Annotated in this window: 15 protein-coding genes and 1 pseudogene; 6 read left to right on the forward strand and 10 right to left on the reverse strand. The window is 63.3% G+C overall.

All coding sequences use genetic code 11. The features are described 5' to 3' along the window. Positions 1-73: 73 nt before the first annotated feature. From SJY11_RS00945 to SJY11_RS00980, 8 genes are all read right to left on the reverse strand, one after another. Positions 74-1,057 carry a class I SAM-dependent methyltransferase gene (locus SJY11_RS00945; protein WP_376984599.1) on the reverse strand — a complete coding sequence of 328 codons (984 nt, stop codon included), beginning with the start codon at positions 1,055-1,057 and terminating at the stop codon, positions 74-76. Positions 1,058-1,088: 31 nt separating this feature from the next. Beyond that, positions 1,089-1,790: a glycosyltransferase family 2 protein gene (locus tag SJY11_RS00950; protein WP_376984601.1), complete on the reverse strand. Its 702-nt coding sequence runs from the start codon at positions 1,788-1,790 to the stop codon at positions 1,089-1,091. A 75-nt stretch (positions 1,791-1,865) separates the two neighbouring features. Further along, entirely contained in the window at positions 1,866-2,360 is a 495-nt protein-coding gene (locus tag SJY11_RS00955; protein WP_376984603.1) for a helix-turn-helix domain-containing protein, read from the reverse strand. Next, positions 2,357-2,896, reverse strand: coding sequence for a hypothetical protein (locus SJY11_RS00960; RefSeq protein WP_376984605.1), 540 nt, complete (start codon positions 2,894-2,896; stop codon positions 2,357-2,359). The genes SJY11_RS00955 and SJY11_RS00960 overlap by 4 nt, the downstream gene beginning before the upstream one ends. Beyond that, a complete protein-coding gene (locus tag SJY11_RS00965) occupies positions 2,893-3,861 on the reverse strand; it encodes a lysylphosphatidylglycerol synthase transmembrane domain-containing protein (RefSeq protein WP_376989222.1) in 969 nt (322 codons plus the stop codon). The genes SJY11_RS00960 and SJY11_RS00965 overlap by 4 nt, the downstream gene beginning before the upstream one ends. Positions 3,862-4,001: 140 nt before the next feature. After that, entirely contained in the window at positions 4,002-4,913 is a 912-nt protein-coding gene (locus tag SJY11_RS00970; RefSeq protein ID WP_376984607.1) for a sterol desaturase family protein, read from the reverse strand. Positions 4,914-5,083: 170 nt separating this feature from the next. Beyond that, on the reverse strand, positions 5,084-7,234 hold the full coding sequence (locus tag SJY11_RS00975) for a hypothetical protein (protein ID WP_376984609.1): 2,151 nt from the start codon (positions 7,232-7,234) through the stop codon (positions 5,084-5,086). An 85-nt stretch (positions 7,235-7,319) separates the two neighbouring features. Then, positions 7,320-9,368, reverse strand: coding sequence for a hypothetical protein (locus SJY11_RS00980; protein ID WP_376984611.1), 2,049 nt, complete (start codon positions 9,366-9,368; stop codon positions 7,320-7,322). A gap of 567 nt (positions 9,369-9,935) precedes the next feature. Here SJY11_RS00980 and SJY11_RS00985 point away from each other — a divergent pair. From SJY11_RS00985 to SJY11_RS01010, 6 genes are all read left to right on the forward strand, one after another. Next, the gene (locus tag SJY11_RS00985) at positions 9,936-10,304 is read left to right on the forward strand and encodes a hypothetical protein (protein ID WP_376984613.1); all 369 of its coding nucleotides are present in this window, start codon (positions 9,936-9,938) and stop codon (positions 10,302-10,304) included. A 60-nt stretch (positions 10,305-10,364) separates the two neighbouring features. After that, positions 10,365-11,231 (forward strand): glycosyltransferase family 2 protein, encoded by an 867-nt coding sequence (locus SJY11_RS00990; protein ID WP_376984614.1) that lies wholly within the window; start codon positions 10,365-10,367, stop codon positions 11,229-11,231. Between the two features lie 117 nt (positions 11,232-11,348). Continuing rightward, positions 11,349-12,500, forward strand: coding sequence for a class I SAM-dependent methyltransferase (locus SJY11_RS00995; RefSeq protein WP_376984616.1), 1,152 nt, complete (start codon positions 11,349-11,351; stop codon positions 12,498-12,500). 54 nt (positions 12,501-12,554) lie between these two features. After that, positions 12,555-13,784 carry a TIGR00180 family glycosyltransferase gene (locus SJY11_RS01000; RefSeq protein WP_376984618.1) on the forward strand — a complete coding sequence of 410 codons (1,230 nt, stop codon included), beginning with the start codon at positions 12,555-12,557 and terminating at the stop codon, positions 13,782-13,784. Beyond that, on the forward strand, positions 13,709-15,442 hold the full coding sequence (locus SJY11_RS01005) for an MBOAT family O-acyltransferase (protein ID WP_376984620.1): 1,734 nt from the start codon (positions 13,709-13,711) through the stop codon (positions 15,440-15,442). The genes SJY11_RS01000 and SJY11_RS01005 overlap by 76 nt, the downstream gene beginning before the upstream one ends. Beyond that, positions 15,411-16,982: a hypothetical protein gene (locus tag SJY11_RS01010; protein WP_376984621.1), complete on the forward strand. Its 1,572-nt coding sequence runs from the start codon at positions 15,411-15,413 to the stop codon at positions 16,980-16,982. Before SJY11_RS01005 ends, SJY11_RS01010 begins: the two co-directional genes overlap by 32 nt. Here the strand turns inward: SJY11_RS01010 and SJY11_RS01015 are convergent. After that, a complete protein-coding gene (locus tag SJY11_RS01015) occupies positions 16,936-17,673 on the reverse strand; it encodes an IS630 family transposase (RefSeq protein WP_376989223.1) in 738 nt (245 codons plus the stop codon). The two genes, SJY11_RS01010 and SJY11_RS01015, sit on opposite strands and share 47 nt — an antisense overlap. After that, a pseudogene (locus SJY11_RS01020) lies at positions 17,565-18,026 on the reverse strand (helix-turn-helix domain-containing protein); the annotation flags it as partial. The gene SJY11_RS01015 and the pseudogene SJY11_RS01020, both read right to left, overlap by 109 nt. Positions 18,027-18,050: the final 24 nt, after the last annotated feature.

Here is an 18,050-nt window from a genome sequence, read left to right on the forward strand (position 1 = left end):
TGCGCACCGCACGATCCGTCGGATGAGCCCGGGGGTGCCGACCCGACCGCGCTTTGGCACGAACACCTGCCCCTCAGTTACCCGACTTCCGCGCGACGACGGCGATGTTGCCCAGGCTAATCGGGATGATCGGTCCCATGAATTCCGGCAGGACCTTGCCCATCCCGATGATGGCAAATGCCGCCCGCGCCAAATGGCCGATGGGGAAATGGTTCATCGCGGGAGCAATTTCCTCGATCTCGAAGCCGGCGCGCCGATAGAGCCGCGTGATCGACGAAGGGTTGTAGAGTTGGGGATGCTGCAGGGCGTGGGGCGGCCAGCGGCGGCCGAGCAATCGGGCGAGCGCCGACTGGCTGTTGTGCGTCACCGTCATGATGACCCCACCAGGGGCCAGCTTGGCGTGGAGCGACTGGAGAAAGGCCAGCGGGTCGAGCAAATGGTCGAGGACATGGATCAAGGCGGTGGCCGCGACACTGCCGGCGGCAATGTCGTCCGTCGGCCACATGTCTTCCTTGATCGTCAGCGGCTGACCGCTCAACCGCGTGCGCAGTTCCTCGTGGACGACCCGGTTGGGCTCGAGCATCCAGTAATGATCGAAGCTGTGCCGGCCCGCGCAATACTCGGCGAAGAGACCGATGTCGGGACCGATCTCGAGAAAAGCCCCGGGGGCCCGGACATGTTTCAGCATCCGGGCGGCATAGTCGTTCTGGGCGCGTTGCCGCGCAGGGAGGGGGACCTGCCCCATGTTCTCGACCTGCTCCTGGTAGAGGCAGAGCAGTTGCTCCTCCGTGTAGAACGTCTTGCAGTGGCGGGCCTGGCACTCCGGACAGGTGAAGTAACTGAAGAAGACACGTTCGGACGTGTAGCCCGCGGCAAAATCGCTGTGACGGTCGATCGGCAGTTCTTCCGCCGGCGGAGCAGACGCAAAGGCCAACCTCGACCGCTCGGACGGGGTCCCGCAACAGGGACAGTGCGTCCGCCTGAGATAGCCGAACGGCACCGCGCCTGCCGCGGCCTCGGTCAAAACGGCGTCGCCTGATGCGTCTTGGGTCAGCATGTAAACTCCATGGCGCCGATGAGGAGCACGGTCAACGTTTCCCGAACAGATGGATGCTCAGGCGCCGCATCGCGATCTTGAAAAGCGAGTGTCCGACCGAAACGAAATTACGCAGGCTAAGCGCAAGGGAGCCTTCTTTGTCGCTCGCAGTCAGCGGAATCTGGATGAAGCTGCGCCCTTCCTGCAGCAACCGGAGCAGGAACTCGGCCTGATAGCCGAGGCCCGTGGCCTCGACATGGAAGCGAAGGACATCGCGCCGCCGAACGAGCGGAAGCCCGTTGTAATAGTGCAGATCGCGTCCGCTGGCGAGGTTGACGAGCTTGGTATAGAGCCGCGAAATCAGCTTGCGACGCAGAGTCCGCCCCTCCACATGCGTGTGATAAGGCACGATGATGTCGGATTGGCCCAAGTTCTGCAGAATCTTGACGAGGGTCTCGACCGGCTCGACATTGTCGCCGCACACAAGGCGGTAATAGGTACCGTGTCCCTCGAAGGCTCCATCGATGAAATTTCGTGCGAGCCCCTGGTTGACGGCGTTGCGCAGCAGCCGCAGCGGCAGTTCCGACCTGGCCGCCGCAACCCGCTTGACGACCTCGACCGTGCCGTCCCTTGAGCAATCGTCGAAGACGAGGATCTCGTGGCGGACGCCGACTTGCGTGGCGGCCTCATGGATCGTCTCGATCGTCCCCTCGATGTTGGGCTCCTCGTTGTAACAGGGAACGAAGAAGGTCACGTCGATGCCATTAGCGGCATAGTCCCGAAAGGACGCCGACGAGGCCAGTTCGATTTCTGAAAAGTGCTGCACGCTCTATCCGCTCTTTTCGATTCTGTAGAGGTTCTGGATGCGCCGCGTCAGTTGCGCGATGGAGCGGCCCCGCGGGGTCAGGACGACGCGTCCGTCCGGCTGGATCACGGCCAGCCGCTTGTCGACCATCACGCCCAGGCGATCCTGGAAGCTCTGCTGCTTGATATAGCGCTCGGCCAGTTCCGTATCGTCTAGGGTGCGCGCCTCCGCCTCCAGCAGGCTGAGCAGCATGCGCAGCGACAGCGACTTGTAGATCGCGCCGAACGCCATCAGGAAGCTCAGAACCAGGAACCAGTAGACGATCGACACGATCCAGAAGTTCAGGGCGGGGTCCGCAAATGACGTCATGCTGGCGGCCGCGAGACCGAGAACGTAAACCGCCAAGGGCGTCGCGACGACGAGCATCGCCGGTTCGCTGCGGCTGACCCTCAGGGCCGCGAGGATGGCCAGGAAGGCGCAAGCAAACCAGGCGAGGCCGATGAAGAGGCTCGCATTCATCCGGTATGCCGAAGCCCCAAAACGGCGATCGCCAACCTGTGCAGACGCCCGATCAGCGCGCCGGGAAACGAGGACAACGCCAGCCGGCGACCATGCCTAACAACCATTCCGCTCGCCTCGAGCCCGCCAATCCTGTGGTGGACGATCCAGTCGAGGCCGTCGCCGCCGCGATAGTCCGCCGCGATCTCGGCCGGCGTCAGGGGGCGGGCGGCCCGGTGGAGCGTGAGAAGGACGCCGAGCGTGTAGCCGCGCGAGAGCAGCCCCCATATTTCCAGATACACGAGCGCCGCTCCGGCCAACGCCATTGCGCCGACGGCGCCTTCCGTAACCGTTCCGGGCCGCAGGCCGGGAAGGATGAGCATCGTCGCCACCCAAAGCCCATAGGATGCTGCGACGGCGAACAGGAATTGCGCCGCATTCCGGCCGGACAGCGCGGACAGCCGTGTCACAGCCAATAGGATGACGGGCTGCAACAGCCCCAGGGCCAGCGCCACAGCCAGAGACGGAGGGAGAGAAAAATCCATCGCTGCCGTCACGCCCCGGATTGTTGCTGCACGGAAGCCGCCGCGGCCGCAATGCTGCCGGGAGACCCTCGATCCGTCAGGAAAAAGAATGCGCCAGGCAGCGCGATGACGATGCTTCCCAGGCCCAGCCACAGCGATGCGAGCAGCGCCGTCTCGGGTGCGATCCCTGCCGTGCCGAGGGCCGCGACCATGGCCAGTTCGCGCGTCCCCCAACCGCCGATCGAAATGGGCAGCATGCTGGCGGCGAGAACGGGAGGCAGGAGGACGATGATGTCGAGAAAACGGCTTTCGGCACCGAACCCGCGTGCGAACAGGTAGATGCTCGTCATCAGAGTCAGATAGCTGAGCAGGCACATTCCGAACACGATCAGGGCCGACCGAGGGCTGTTCAGGAGAGACTTCGCATCGCGCGCGAGATGACCGATGCCCCGGACGAGCCGGAACCGGTAAAGACGGATCGGCAGCCGATCCCCGAAGATGACGGCCGACAATCCCGCAACACCACCTCCAAGGATCGCCAGCAGAGCCAGCGTCAGCATGCTTCCGTCGACATAGCGGCGCAGGAACGTCCCGCCGAAACACAGAAGCAGGATCAATGTCAGCATCATCGCGACGCGGTCGAGCATCACGCTCGTGACGGCGTTCTTAAGGCTCAGCGCACGGCGGGTCGCATACCAGATCCTGAGCGCATCGGCCCCGACCGTGGCCGGCAAGACCTGTCCGAAGAAGACGCCGATATAGGTCCATCGCAGGGCGAGCGGCAATGGAACGGCGGAGCGGTTGCTCGCCAGAACGACGAGCCAGCGGATGGCGCCGATCAAGGGCTGAAAGGCGAGCACGAGCGTGCCGGACACGATGAACACCAGATCGCCATTGACGGCCCGCGCGAAGGCCTCCGCCAGATCGATCCGGCTGAAGAGATAACCCAGCATCGAGATCGCGATGGCCGCGCGTGCGACGTTTACTAAAATTCTCACGAACCCTGGCCCCGCCGCGTCGGCTTTTCGATCACCATCGTGGTCAGCTACACGCAAACTGCCCCCTTGCCAACCTCACCAGCAAGTGCGGATTCAGCGCGATTTTGTTCCCGTAGCACTGTCTCCGTCTCGCCGGGAGCCTATTTCTTTACGACACCCAGCCAGTTCCTCAGCGGCCCCAGCACGGCGGCATGACGGGCCTCCAGCCAGCGAATGACCGGGCGCAGCCAAATGCGGAACGGGATCACGGCTGCCTCGCGGGCCGTGTCGACCCGCTCTCCCTCGATGCCCGTCGGTGGAAACTCGCCCGCTCGCGGGCGATGATAGGTCCCAAACAGGATGTCCCACATCGGGAAGAAGGCCGCAAAGTTCTTGTCGTAGTGCTCTTCGAGCCGGCTGTGGTGGATTCGATGGACCTGCGGACCACCCAGAAGAGCGGTCAAGGGCCCCAGTTCTAGCCTGAGATTGGCGTGGATGAAATAGCCCCAGGCCGCGAACAGCAGTCCAAAAAGGCCAGCCGGCCCCGGATCCAGCTTGAACAAGACGGCGATAGGAATGGCTAGGAAGGGAATGCGGAACAGTTCCTCCAGCCAGTGATGGCGCATCGCCGTGGACGTGTTGAGATGCTCGTCCAGGTGATGAACCTTGTGCTGCGCCCACAGGGCGGGAAACGTATGTTGCGTGCGATGAAACCAGTAATAGAAGAAGTCGGCGATAACGACCGACAGGAAACCGGCAGCGACCTGAAGGCCGAGGCTTCCACCGGCGCTGAAGCGCAGATCGATCAGCCCGAGCCCTAGCCATGCCCCTGCCCAGGCGATCGAAGCGCCAGCGAAGCCGCCCCAGACACTGCTGGCCACGACATAGATCGCCGTGATCCTCAGATTGAGAAAATAGGCCGACCATGGCTGGCCCTTTTCGGCCGGAAAGAAGCGCTCAAGCAAAGCGAATGCGACGAGCATCCCCGCGATCGTCTGGAATCCGAGCCCCGCGACCCAAGGCCATGTCGTGACCATGAAGCGATCATAGAGGTGGACAACTTGCTCAATCATGCTTGGCCTCGTTTACAGCCAACGCCGTCGGACGTTGAGACAGCCGCTTGAAAACACCCTGCGGCCCCCGCTTGTCGACAGGCGGAGGCGCCATCCCGACATGCCGGCCACGTCCCGCACCCCTGCTTCGGTCAAGTCGTCCGAGTTCGCTCCACACTAAAGCAAGCCCCTCACGGCCTCCCGCTCGTGGTCCGGCCCGCCCCGACGTCCAATGCCGTCATATCCCGCAAATCCCGCAGCCGGCACCCACCTGCATAAATCGGTCCGTACCGGAACGTGAGCTTCGCATCAAGCCGACCACGGAAGCGAATGCCCATCAGCGCGAGATCAGCCCGAAACAGCGACACCGGGCCATCCCCACGGACCGTCCAACAGTGGCTGAACTGAACGGGGAGTACAAAGACGGATTCACCTTCACTATGACCGGAAATTCGAAAGCCATCGCTTTCGTACGTCAATGCCCCCAAGGTACCTTCGACCAGGGGGTCGGCAAGGGGCTCGACCGTGATGACTTCGCGTCGGGCGTCGAACTGCGGATCCTGAAGGAACTCCATGCCCCTCTGGAATGAATTGACCTGCCGAACCTGCGTCGGTGAAAAATTCCCGAGATTGGGATCAGGTAGTTCGATCAATCGCAACGAGCCGCCTTTCGACGGCATCTGGGCGACGACATTGTCGCCATCGCGCTGGCCCTCGGCGATGACGTAACGGACACCGAGCAACCGCATGATTGCATCGTTGCGCCGCGAAATCACAATCGCTCCCCGCTCCTGCAGGTCTGTGGTCCGCGACAGCAGCTGACTCAGCATCAGGTAATAAGGCGGCGTAATAAACGACCCGTACTGGATCAATGTCGGCACGCCGAAATTCCAGAGCCCCGGCATTCGGTGGTCGTTGCCGGTCGCCTGCCAGATTTCCAGATCATGCAAATGCAGATCCTGCCAAGACACTCGCGCCTTGTCATTGACCCCTGTCACCGTCGCTGCCAATCCGGAAAACCGGGCACCAGGCCGGATCGCGATCGCCTGCTGCAGCGTCTTGGTTATGGGCGTCGCTGCAATCGGCGAAAAGCCTCGGCAGGGAGATGGCCCCGCCGTCATCGCAGTCGAAGCATTGGCGCCAACCACCCCGCCCAGGAACGCGAGCAACAACCCCGGTGCCAGGAAGGCATCACCGACAAGCCGCCGGCCGCCCGCTATACGTTCGACTAGGCGCAAGACAAGGCGCAACGCGGTGACGAGGCCGGAAGCGGCAAACATCAATGAATAAGGCCATAGGCAGGTCTCGAGGTAGACGGGCGAAATACCTTTGTAGTTGGGCGCGTAATTGATGATCATGAACGCGATGACTTGGAAGAGCACCGTAATGCCGATATGGACTAAAGCGACGAGCCGAAGCCGCCCCTGTGCCATCAGGGCCGTCATGGCGGCGCCCAGCAGCCCCAGCGAAATCGCCCAGCGCCCGTAGCTACCCCACCAGAAGGTTGAGGCGAAGGCATTGTCCGAGCGCGTCTGAAGAAACTCTTGCGCGAAAAACTGGAAAGCCGTGTAGCGAAACAGTCCATAGAGGTAGTGCAGCGTCCCCAGGGTCAATGGCACGATGACGATCAAGCCGATCGCGAGCCCCCTCAACACCAGTGACCTCCTGTCGCGAAACTCCAGGAGCGATGCGCCGCCATAGAGGGCAGTCCCCAGCACCATTAGCGGCATATATGTCGCCACTCCGAGGATCACGATCATGAGGCAAGCTGCCGGCGCCAGAATCAACGGATAGGTTGCCCGCCGTTTCGCATCGATTCCCCAGAGAGCGGCCACGATCAGCATCGAAAATCCGACGATCTGCGAGTGATCCGGCACAATGCTAAAGAGGACGTAGAAGCGACTCGGTTCGTTGACGAAGGCGGGATAGATGGCAAGTGGAAGCAGCCAGGCGCCGAGCAGCGCAATCAATCGGTCGAACCCGAATGTCCGTGCCATGATATAAGCGCAAACGACGAGAAATGCCGCATAGATCGTATATGTGATTATTTTAAATGGGAGACCCGAAGGAATTATTATCTGAAGCAAAGTTGCAATAAAATATTCACGGGCGATTGGAAAATAGGAATCAAAATTTCCTTCAAAAGGGGAGACCCCCACCTGATCAAACAACGGCTTAAATTCTAATTGCGTTTTACCTTGTATGACCCACGAAATTCCATCTTTCTCCCAATATAAACAATCTTTATTCATATAAAATGAAAGGGCCATTACCGATAAAAATATCAATGACAGCAACGCCACGTTGCCGAACGACATTTCTCTATCGCTGGATGCGAACATATCTATTTATCTGAGCCTTGCTGGTCGGGATCGGATTTGGTGCCGCATCTTGAGGGTCGCTTCCCTTGCGCCTTGCAGGCAACAGCTAGGCCGGTGGAACTCGCGGACGCAAATCCACCCACCCCGAGGGGATAACCTCTCCAGAAAAAGAGGCTGAGAGATCTTTCTGCAAGGCCATGAAGAAGCGCTGATGTGTACTTCCTGTCGGGAGCGAGGCAGGGTCATCGATCAGAATTCTCCGCGGCGTTCGCTTCATGATGATCGCCAACAACGACCGGTAGTCGTCCTGATAGGCATGGGCAAACACGGGGTCTTTTTCCAGGAACAGCTCCGGCCGACCCGATAACTTCGGCAGGAGGTGACTGTTTCCCGTCAAAACCAGCGTTCCTTCCGTCGCTAGCCGGACCTCCTCCGCCTGACGGGCAAGCCTAGCGGCATCCGCAGTTGGCAGACGAACTCCGTCGACATAGGCCGATCCAGCGGGTTCCTCCCAAATGCCACTGAGGCCTGAGGAGACTGTCCGGAGCGCTTGGTATTGCCCGGCCGCTATGGCCGGACCGACAACGAGAATGAAAGCGAAGGCCGAGAGACCGGGTACACCATAGCTTCTGCCTGCCCATCGTCGGGCATCGGCTGACAGGCCCGCGCTGAGGAGAAGTCCAAAGAAAAACAGGTAGCTCCAGAGGTTCCATGGGTCTGGCCGCGCGGCGTAGTAGGCGCCCCATACCAACATTGCAGCCGCCACGGCCGCATAGGATGCCGCTTCTTCAGACAGCACTCCATCCCCCAGTCGGAAGGCCGCCAGCGCGACGGACCAGATCGCATACAGAGCCATGATGATAGCCAGCGAGTCGAAGGCCAGCGGCAAACCGTAACCGTCGCCGACGGCCAGTCTGCCGAAATAACCTTGAACAACCCACGCAGCGTCAGACAACGAAGTGAGTCCTGCCAGAGGAAAGGTGAAAAGCAGGGCCATCGCCATCGCCAGAATTCCAGAAGCGATAGCGGCCAAGGCGGCGGCGGCCGCTTCCCGCCAGAGCATCGTTCGGCAGCCGATGAATGTGACGATCGCCACCGTTACCGCGATCCCGGTTTCGAGATTCCAGAGCAATGCAAGACCAGCAAATGCACCGAGCACGGCCGACCTCGACAGGCTCGTCATGAAACGGGACACTGCAATGACAATCACAAGCAGCGGAAAGGTTAGAAAGCGCCAGCCGGCCTGATTCGGGAAGAATAATCCCTGATGATTATTGTGTACCCACGGCATAATCAGGAGAATTATCATGAACCCTGTGAGCGCTTGGCGAGGGGACCAGACGCGACAAGCAAACATACAGGCCAGCGCGAAGGCGAGATTTCCAACCTGGACGGATCTCACTTCCTGCAAGAACGACATCGGACCAGCCGACTGCTCGTAGGCAACCTTAACAAGGGTCACCAGAAGGCTGTATCCGACGGGGCGATCAATCTCGAAACTCCCAGCCGGGTTCGACCCGATGACGCCCGTAAAGTGAGCCTCGACACCCTGTAAGGTGCCGGACGGAATCTGCACGAGCGTCACGGGCTCGAACAGTCCCGGCAGCGTCAACGCCAGGATGAGCAGCAGTGACAAGCCCCACAGCCAGTCCTGCCCGATCTTTGCCCCGAAGCGCACCACGACGGCGAGAACCACGGCCGAGGCGGTCACGCTCCCGACGTAAAACGTCTTTGATGGCAACGACAGGATGGAATACCACTGCGCGAATGGCGGAATGACCGTATCAGTTGGCATCTTGGGAACCGCAAAAGCCCCAATCGCCCAGGCAAGTGCCGCCGCTCCGGATAGAGACGCGACTGCGATCACCAGGCCGCTACTCTCAGGGCGAAACGAGCGACGCCAGCCCTTCACAAATCCAGGCCAGACGACGGCCGCGATCACGACGCCGCCGAGGCTCGCCAAGGCCAGCTGATAGGCCAGGAGCTGACCGACAGGGTTGATCGTTCCGTCGCGAATGGGCTGACCGTCGAAGCCCAGACCCGCCGGCACCGGCGTCCGCCCCATAGCCATGTAGGCCGCGGCCCAGATCACAGCGACAAGCACCGTGACGACGCCTGCGAACACCCAAGCATCACTCAGATCGGTTCGATGCAAGCTCTGCCGATCCTCAGGGTGGGGCATCGGGCGCGTTCCTCTCCATCCACGCATCCTGTTGACGCGGCGCGACCGCCATCGTCAAGCACCCCAGCGGCGGTGCTGCCCTGGTGGCATCGCAGAATGACCACCCGAGTCGCTGGCCAAGGGGCCGCTCAACTTCCGAGGATGGGATCGGCAGAGACCGGACGGCCCGACGCCTTCAGGGTGGCGGCCACTCGCTCTTGGAAGCTCAGCCAGGTGCCCAGACCCTTCTCGCATTCGCGGCATCGGACGATCGAGTCGTTCGACAGGGGCCGGGGCAACAGCACGGACGGCGACCCGCAGGCGGGGCACTCGAAACGTGGCTGCGACGTGGCTTGCATCGCAGCGGCATAGTCCTTCGACCTGAACGGGTCAATCGCGTCCCCTCGGGTATCCACACGGGACGATGACGCCGAAATCTCGGGCAGGGCTCGCGCAGACCGCCTCGTCGCTGTAGGGACGGTGCCACCGTAGCTTCTCGACCTCCGCACGACAACCGATGCCCGGGAGCCTCTCGTGTCAGACCGCCAGCAGCCCGTCTCGATGGCCCCCGCCCTGATAGCCTCTTGGGAAGAGGGTTACGCCATCGCCGAACTCTGGGGCCGAACCGCGCCGGTGACGCGCGCAACCTCGCGCATCGAGGAGCCGCATCCCCTCCTCTGGGGCATTCTCAGTATCGCCGAATATCAGATCGACAGGGGCGCCGGACAGAAATACCTGATCGACAGGCTGCGATCCGGCGACTGGCTGGCCATCGGCTATCGCAGTCCGCGCCAGCCCGACGATCCGGCCGTGATCATCCCCGCCGACGAGGCAACTAAGTTCGGGCGCAGGCAATCGGCGGTGGGCGACGGCGTCACGACCTATGTCGATGCCCGCATCATCCACGCCGCTGCCTTTCGAGCCCACTGAGGTGGCCTCAGAGCGCTGCATAAGAGGCGCCTTCGATCATCACGTTCAGGAACCGATGCCGTGCAGGTGCAGCCCGCGGACGCCGTATCCGTCATCATTCCCGTCTTCGGTCGCCAGGAATCGCTTGGCGCCGCGCTCCGGTCGGCCTTGGCCCAGCTGGGCCCGCGGGACGAAATCCTGGTCGTCGATGACGGCTCCTCGCCCGCCATCACGCTGCCGGACATCCCCGCCCCGCGGGCGCCCGTCCGGTTGATCCGCAGCGACCGCAATCGCGGCGCCGCCGGCGCCCGCAATCTCGGCATCGACGAGGCGACCAAGCCGCTCATCGCCTTTCTCGACTCCGACGACTTCTGGATGGACGGGAAACTCGCAGCCCAAAAACGCCTCCTGGCCGATCAACCGGACGAGATGGTCGCGATCGCCTGCGGCTGGCAGGAGACGGAGGGCGGTGCGGTGGTCCGGCGTCGAGTGCCGCTCGCCTCCCGCACTCGTTCGGATTTTTTTGCCGGCTGCTGGTTTTGTCCGGGCACGACTCTGCTGATCCGGCGTGCCGTCTTCCAGGCCTGCGGCCCCTTGCCGGAGGGCCTGCGGCGCTTGGAGGATCTCGAATGGTTCCTGCGCTTCGCCATGCTGGGCGGCCGGCTGCTCGTGGCCGACATCCTCGGCGCCTCCATAGCCCGCGGCGGCAATGCGCGGCCGGACGCTGTCGAGGACGCCGCCCGGCGAATCCTCGACGGCGTCGCCGCGCTGCCGGGCGTGAGCGCGCGCGAACGCGGTGACCTGCTCGCCTATCTCGATCTCGAGCGCGCGGCTGCGCATGGCAATGTCGGGAGAAGGCTCGCACAGGCCTACTTCCTGGCGAAATCTCTGATGCGCCGTCCCCGCCTGACCATCCCCCTGCAGAACTGGTGGCGCAACCCTGTCTGACGCCGGCTGCGCGCGCTTGCCGCCATGAAACGTTTACCCTAGAACAGCGGCGCTCACGGCCGGCTACGGGCCCGCAGCGGGCAAAACCCTTTCTTGACCAGCTGAAGACCGGTGACGATGACGAACATGACGCAGAGTTGCCGAATCTGCGGTGGGACCGAACTCCACGAGTTCGCTGACTACCCCAGCCTCGCCCGCGTGACGTCCGACTGCAAGGCCTTCCCTCCCGGGGGCCGGCTTATGGCCTGCGTAGCCTGCGGGGCGGTTCAGAAACCGACTGACGCCGCCTGGCAGACGGAAGCGGATGGCATCTACGAAAACTACCAGCCCTACTTCCAGTCGGGCGGCGTCGAGCAGGCGGTGTTCGACGCGGCGGTGGGGCAGCCGCGGCTGCGCAGCAACGTCATCATCGACCGCTTGGCTGCGGCCAGGGGCCTCGGCGCCGAGGGCACGCTCATCGATGTCGGCTGCGGGAACGGCGTCATGCTCAAAGCCTTCGCCAAGGCTCGTCCGGGGTGGCGTCTCAACGGCCATGAACTGAGCGACCTGCACCTCGCCGAACTTCAAGCCATTCCCGGCTTTGACCGCTTCTACACCGGTGCGCTGGAAACCCTTCCTGGTGGGTTCGACGTCATCACGATGATGCACGCGCTGGAGCATTTCACCGATCCCCGCGAGGGGCTTGCGATGCTGCGCGACAAGATCAGCGACAACGGCTGCGTTTTCGTCGAGGTGCCCAACGCCGCCGTAACACCTTTCGACCTGCTTATCGCCGATCACGTTTCCCATTTCACGCGACATCACCTGGCGATGGTCGCGCAGCGTGCGGGCCTGGCGGCTCCCATCGTCGCCGATGACTGGGTGACGAAGGAGCTGTCGATGGTCGCAACCCGCTCGGGGACCGTCGCGGAACTCCCGCCCATGCCTTCCGCGCGGGAGGCGATCGAGCGCGTGCAGTCACAGCTCGACTGGTTGCACTCCGTCATTGCGGGCGCCAAGCGTGCCATCGCCGGCGGCGGCAAGTTCGGCATCTTCGGCAGCTCGGTCGCGGCGATGTGGCTGTTTGGCGTCGTGGGCGACGATGTCTCATTCTTCGTCGACGAGGACCCCAGCCGGAGCGGCGCCGAGTTCCTGGGGCGCCCGATCATTCCGCCCGACGCGGTTGCGGATGGCAGCGTGGTCTACATGACGCTGATCACGCCGGTCGCCAAGGCCGTGGCGAGCCGGCTGCAGCGCCCCGGCGTGTCCTATCTGATGCCGGCGGCCTGATCCTCACCGCCACCGCTCTTCCCTCGTCCTCCGCCATTGCCGAGAACCGCCGCCATGACTGAAGCGAGCGTCGAGGGTCGCAGCCTCCTCCGCGGCCATACGCTGGTGATCCCGACCTATAATCGCGCAGCACTGCTGCGGCGGTTGGTGACCTACTACGCCCGGCACGCGCCGGAGCTACAGTTGCTGGTCCTCGATTCGAGCCGACCGGAGATCGCCGAGGAGAATCGCCTGATGGTCGCAGCCGTGTCGGGCAGCGGCCGGCACGTCGCCTTTGCGAACACCGTGCCGATGGTCGCCAAGATCCGAGACGGGCTGAAGCAGGTGGTCACGCCGACGGTCTCGCTCTGTGCCGACGACGATCTCGTCTTTCCCGCCGGTCTCGATGAAGCCATCGAGACCCTTGGTCGATCCCAGGGCTATGTCTGTGCCCACGGGCTCTACATCAACTTCGGCGAGCACGGCCACCGGCTCCTCGTGACGCGCGAATATGCCGGGCCCAGCAACGAGGCGCACCATCCCGGCGCGCGCGTCTTCAGGCTCTGCCAGAACTACGAATCGATGTTCTATGGTGTCTTCAGAAGCCGGGACCTGCAGCAGATCTTCGAGGGGGCCGCTGAACTGCCGAGCCTCCATTTCCAGGAGCTGTTCCAATCCTGCGCCGCCCTGCTGAAGGGCAAGGTCAAGCGCTTCCCCAGCTTCTATGCAGCACGACGCTCCGGGCCGGCGGCCGAACCCGACCGGGACAAATGGCAGACCTATTACTGGTTCGCCGACAACCCAGCCGAGATCAGCGCGCATTATCTCGATTATCGCGCGCGGCTCCGGAATTTTGCCGAGCACCATGGCGAGGAATCCAATCTCAGCGAGGTCGAGTTCGCACGAGTGATGGACGTCTGCCATGCGGTCTATTTCTCTAAGGGCTGTCCGCCCGCCTATTTCCACTCGGTTCTCCAGCCGCTCTGGCCTGACGACGCCTATGTCAAGCAGCAGGACGACCTGTTCCGGCTGATCAGCCCGCTCGGCGGCGAGCGCCGCCTGGCCTGGGCAGAACGCTTTGCGAGGAGGGTCCTGCGGAAGCTGCGGCGGATGCAGCGGCCCCGCGTAACCGGAACCGTGGGCTATGAGGCGGCGATCGCAGACCTCGATCGCGCCATCGCCGCGGCCAGCCAGGCGGCCTGGACGATCGAGCTGCCGGTTGGCCTGAAATGGCTCGCCGCCAACGATGCCTTCCGCGACGCCTACGGCCAACTCTGCCACTACCTCGACAGCGGCCCACCCTGACGGCGGGCCGGGCGTTTGCACTGACCGATCGATTTGCTCGAAGCGTCCCGCCCCCTCTTTCCTCCGGTCTGACCCGCCCGATGCTGTTCAACTCCTACGTCTTCATGTTCGCGTTCCTGCCCGTTGTTCTGGCGGGCTTCGCGCTGCTGCGGCGTCTGGAAAATCTGAATGCGGCCATCCTCTGGCTGACCGTGGCGTCGCTGTTCTTCTATGGCTGGTGGAAGCCGGAATTCCTGCTCCTGATCCTGACGTCGATCGTTGCGAACCTGATTTTCGGCCGGATTCTGATGCGAATGCCGGGGCAGGCCAAAGCGGCGCGGTTCGTCCTGATCGCCGGCCTGGTCTTCAACCTCGGACTGCTCGGCTATTTCAAATATGCCGACTTCTTCGTCAGCAACGTCAATGTGGTGTTCGGCGCCGGCTGGACACTGCCACAAGTCCTGCTGCCGATCGGGATCTCCTTCATTACCTTCCAGAAGATCGCCTTCCTGGTCGACGCCTATCGCGGGCAGGTCAAGAACTTCTCGGTGCTGAATTATTGCTTCTTCGTGACCTTCTTCCCCCAGTTGATCGCGGGGCCGATCGTCCATCACGCCGAGGTCATGCCCCAGCTCAAGGACGCACCGCGCCGCGATTTCAGCCAGGACCTTTCCATCGGACTCAGCATCTTCATCATCGGCCTCTTCAAGAAGGTCGTCATCGCCGACACGCTGGCGGTCTATGCCGATGCCGGCTACGCTAGCATCGGGGCCGGTCAGACGCTGGACTTCGCCTCAGCCTGGGTCACCGTGCTGAGCTACTCGTTACAGCTCTATTTCGACTTCTCCGGCTATTCCGAGATGGCCGTTGGACTTGGGCGGATGTTCGGCATCAAGCTGCCCGTCAATTTCCTGTCGCCCTACAAATCCGCGTCGATCGTCGAGTTCTGGCGCCGCTGGCACATCACGCTGTCGCGCTTCCTGCGCGACTACCTGTACATTCCTCTCGGCGGCAACCGCCACGGTCCGGCCCGCCGCTATCTCCATCTCGGGCTGGTCATGCTGCTCGGCGGCCTGTGGCATGGCGCCAACTGGACCTTCGCCGTGTGGGGCGCCCTGCACGGGCTGATGCTGGCGATCAACCATGCGTGGGCGGCCCTGCCGCTATCGCAGACGCGCCTGTTCCGGAACGCGCTGGCGCACGCTGCCTTCGTTTTGCTGACCTTCATACTGGTGACGCTCGCCTGGGTGCCGTTCCGATCGCAGACACTGTCACAAGCGATGACGATGCTGGCCTTTCTCGTCCCCGGGCCGGGAACGCTGGCGTCTTCCAAGGCCTTCCTCACGGCACAGTTTGTCGAGATCTTCGGATCGTTCAACACGTGGTTCCCGCCGCGGGAGCTGTGGCCCACCGTGCTTGCGCCCAATTACCTCGCCACGATGGCCAAACCCGCGGGGCTGCTGCTGGTGCTCGTTGCCGCCGTGACCTTCCTGATGCCCAATACCTTCCGCCTGCTCGGCCGCTTTGAGCCCGCGATCGGCATCGATGACCGGCTACAGGACGGCAGCGGGATCCTGAGGCGGCTCGGGCCGGCCCAGGCCGTTCTGCTCGGCTTCATGCTCGTCGTTTCAGTACTCGGATTGGCCCGTGTCAGCCCCTTCCTTTACTTCCAGTTCTGAGGCAGCCTCACGCGGCTTCCTGCGCTGGCTGGCCGGCGGCTGCATCGCCGCGGCCGCGCTGATCATCGCACTGGCCCTCGTCGTCGACCCCTACGGCATCTCGCCTCTGCGGCTCTCCGCCCAAGGGTTCAACGCGCTCAAGCCGAAACGCAAGGACATCGACCGGCTGATCAAGCCAATCGAGGTCTGGCAGAAACAACCCAGGACCGTATTCCTGGGTACGTCGCGGATCCATCAGTCGATCGATCCCGCCGTGCTCGAGGGCAGTTCCTTCGCGCCGGCCTACAACGCCTCGGTACCGGCCGTCTCGCTGGGCATGAACGTCGCCTATCTCGATCTCTACGGACGCATTGCGCCGACCATCGAGCAGGCCTTCGTGGAGATCTATCTCTACAATTTCGTCGGACAGGGCCAGGCAGCCGAACCGATGCCCGCATGGCATCTGCTGCGCGATGCTGTCTCGCTGACGTTCAGCGGCACCGCCGTGATCGACAGCCTGATCACCCTCGCCCACAACCGTCGAGGCCACCGCGCCACCTACGAAGTCCGCCCAGGCGGCTATTTCTTCTATCCACCGGGACATGACCCCAGCGGCACGTTCAGCGCGTTCCCGGCGGGCATGTGGGACATCTTCCGCCGCTCCGGGAAGCTCGCTCTCAGTGATGAGGCGTTTGCGTCGGTCGACCGGATGATCGAGACGGCGAAGCGTCGCAACATCACCCTGACCTTCCTGGCGACACCCAACCACGCCTATTTCGATTATTTCATCGACACGGTCGATGGCTGGGGGCTGGTGGAGGAGTGGCTGACGCGGCTGGCGGCGAAGGCCGAGATCTACAGCTTTGCCCAGCCCAATGCCTGGAGCGAGGAGGCGCCGGCCAGCCGCATGGTCTACTGGAATGATCCGATCCATTTCTCGCTCGAGGTCGGCAAGGCGATGCAACTGGCGCTGCTCGGCCGCCCGGAGCCAGGAACGCCGGAAAACTTCTTGGTCAAGCTGACCCCCGAGACGGTGAAGGCCCATGTCGCCCAGCGGCGAGACGCGATACGGGCTTGGACCCAGCGGAATTTGCCCTTCGCGCTGACCTTCGAGAACGCGCGCGGAGATCTCGCCGGCGGCGCCGGAACGCGGCTCGCCGCATTGCGGGCTGCCTATTTCGGCGGCCACGAGATCGGCTCTGCAGAAGCGGATGCGCTGCTGATCGGCTCGACGCGCCATCCGATCGTCGCTCGCTTCGCGGGCGCGCTGGAATCGGCATCTCTGGGGCCGGTCGGCATCACTGCGACCGGATGGGCCGCCGATCAAGCGGCCAACGGGCCGGTCAAGGCCATCGTCGCCGTGGTCGGGAGCCGGATCGTCGCGCGCAGCGAACCCATCGGCCGCCGCATCGATATCGAGCAGAACATCGCCAGCGGCGCCTCCCCGGCCAGCTTCGCCCTGATTGCGCCGATCGACGTCTCGCGGCCGAGCGAACCCGTAATACCAACGGCCCTCATTCCTGACCGATATGCGCCCATTCGCGCCTGCCGATGGATGTGATTGTGCTGGGCTGATCGACGAGGCGGTTCCAGGCGTCGCAGGCGGCGTCGATGATGTCGTCGTAGGTGTCGAAGACGCGGTTTGAGAGCCAGTTCGCGCGCAGATACTGCCAGATGTTCTCGACCGGGTTCAATTCGGGCGAGCGCGAGGGCAGGAAGATCAGCGAGATGTTTTTCGGCACGACGAGCTTGGCCGTGGTGTGCCATCCGGCGCGATCGAGCAGTAGGACGGCATGGGCGCCCTTCGCGACCGTCATGGCGATCTCGTCGAGATGGGCCTGCATGGCGTGGGTATCGGCGAAGGGCATGGCGAGCGCCGCGCCGACGCCGCGTGCCGGGCAGATCGCCCCGAACAGATAGGCGCTCTCGTAGCGCTGATCGGCGGGCTGGCGCGGCCTGGTTCCGCACCTGGCCCATTGCCGGACCAGGCCGTTCTTCTGGCCGATGCGGGCTTCGTCCTGGAACCAGAGTTCGATCGGCTTGCGCTTCGGCACATGGGCGAGATGGGCCCCCAGCGTCACCGCGAAGTTTTTTTGAACGCCTCGATCACGCGCGCGTCCTGCGCCGGGTGGTGCGGGCGCGCGCTGATGTGGGAAAAGCCGATCTGCTTCAGAAGCTTGCCGATCGTACGCTCGTGATAATCGACGCCGAAGCGCTCGCGAACGACCTTCTGAAGGTCGATGCGCCGCCAGCGCACCACGCCATCGACGGCTCGGTCGGGGCCGGTCTCGACGATGGTCGCCAAGGCGGCGAGTTGATCGGCCGAGAGCCTGGGCGGATGTCCCTTGGAGCGAATGTCCTTCAGCCCGTCGGGCCCGCCTTCGTTGAACCGGTGGACCCAGTCGCGCAGCGTCTGGCGATCCATGCCGCCGATCCGCGCGGCCTGCTCCCGATCCATCCCGTCCAGAACCGCCGCCAGCGACAGAAGCCGTCGGCTCTGGTTGGCGTGCCTCGACCCCGCCGCGAGCCGGCGCAGGTCCACGGCCGAATAGTCCGTTCGAAGCTTCACCGCAGCAGCCATGGCGCGAATCCTCCTCGCGCCCATGGAATCAGCGAAACGAGCCGCCGA

The sequence above is a fragment of the Allobosea sp. R86505 genome, assembly GCF_042466375.1.
Lineage (GTDB): Bacteria > Pseudomonadota > Alphaproteobacteria > Rhizobiales > Beijerinckiaceae > Allobosea.

Excerpts from the sequence above, each read along its gene's own strand:
- SJY11_RS00945 (WP_376984599.1), bottom strand. The coding sequence starts at position 1,057 with ATGCTGACCCAAGACGCATCAGGCGACGCCGTTTTGACCGAGGCCGCG.
- SJY11_RS01005 (WP_376984620.1), top strand. The coding sequence starts at position 13,709 with ATGGCTCGCCGCCAACGATGCCTTCCGCGACGCCTACGGCCAACTCTG.
- SJY11_RS00970 (WP_376984607.1), bottom strand. The coding sequence starts at position 4,913 with ATGATTGAGCAAGTTGTCCACCTCTATGATCGCTTCATGGTCACGACA.
- SJY11_RS00955 (WP_376984603.1), bottom strand. The coding sequence starts at position 2,360 with ATGAATGCGAGCCTCTTCATCGGCCTCGCCTGGTTTGCTTGCGCCTTC.
- SJY11_RS00975 (WP_376984609.1), bottom strand. The coding sequence starts at position 7,234 with ATGTTCGCATCCAGCGATAGAGAAATGTCGTTCGGCAACGTGGCGTTG.
- SJY11_RS00985 (WP_376984613.1), top strand. The coding sequence starts at position 9,936 with ATGGCCCCCGCCCTGATAGCCTCTTGGGAAGAGGGTTACGCCATCGCC.
- SJY11_RS00995 (WP_376984616.1), top strand. The coding sequence starts at position 11,349 with ATGACGAACATGACGCAGAGTTGCCGAATCTGCGGTGGGACCGAACTC.
- SJY11_RS01000 (WP_376984618.1), top strand. The coding sequence starts at position 12,555 with ATGACTGAAGCGAGCGTCGAGGGTCGCAGCCTCCTCCGCGGCCATACG.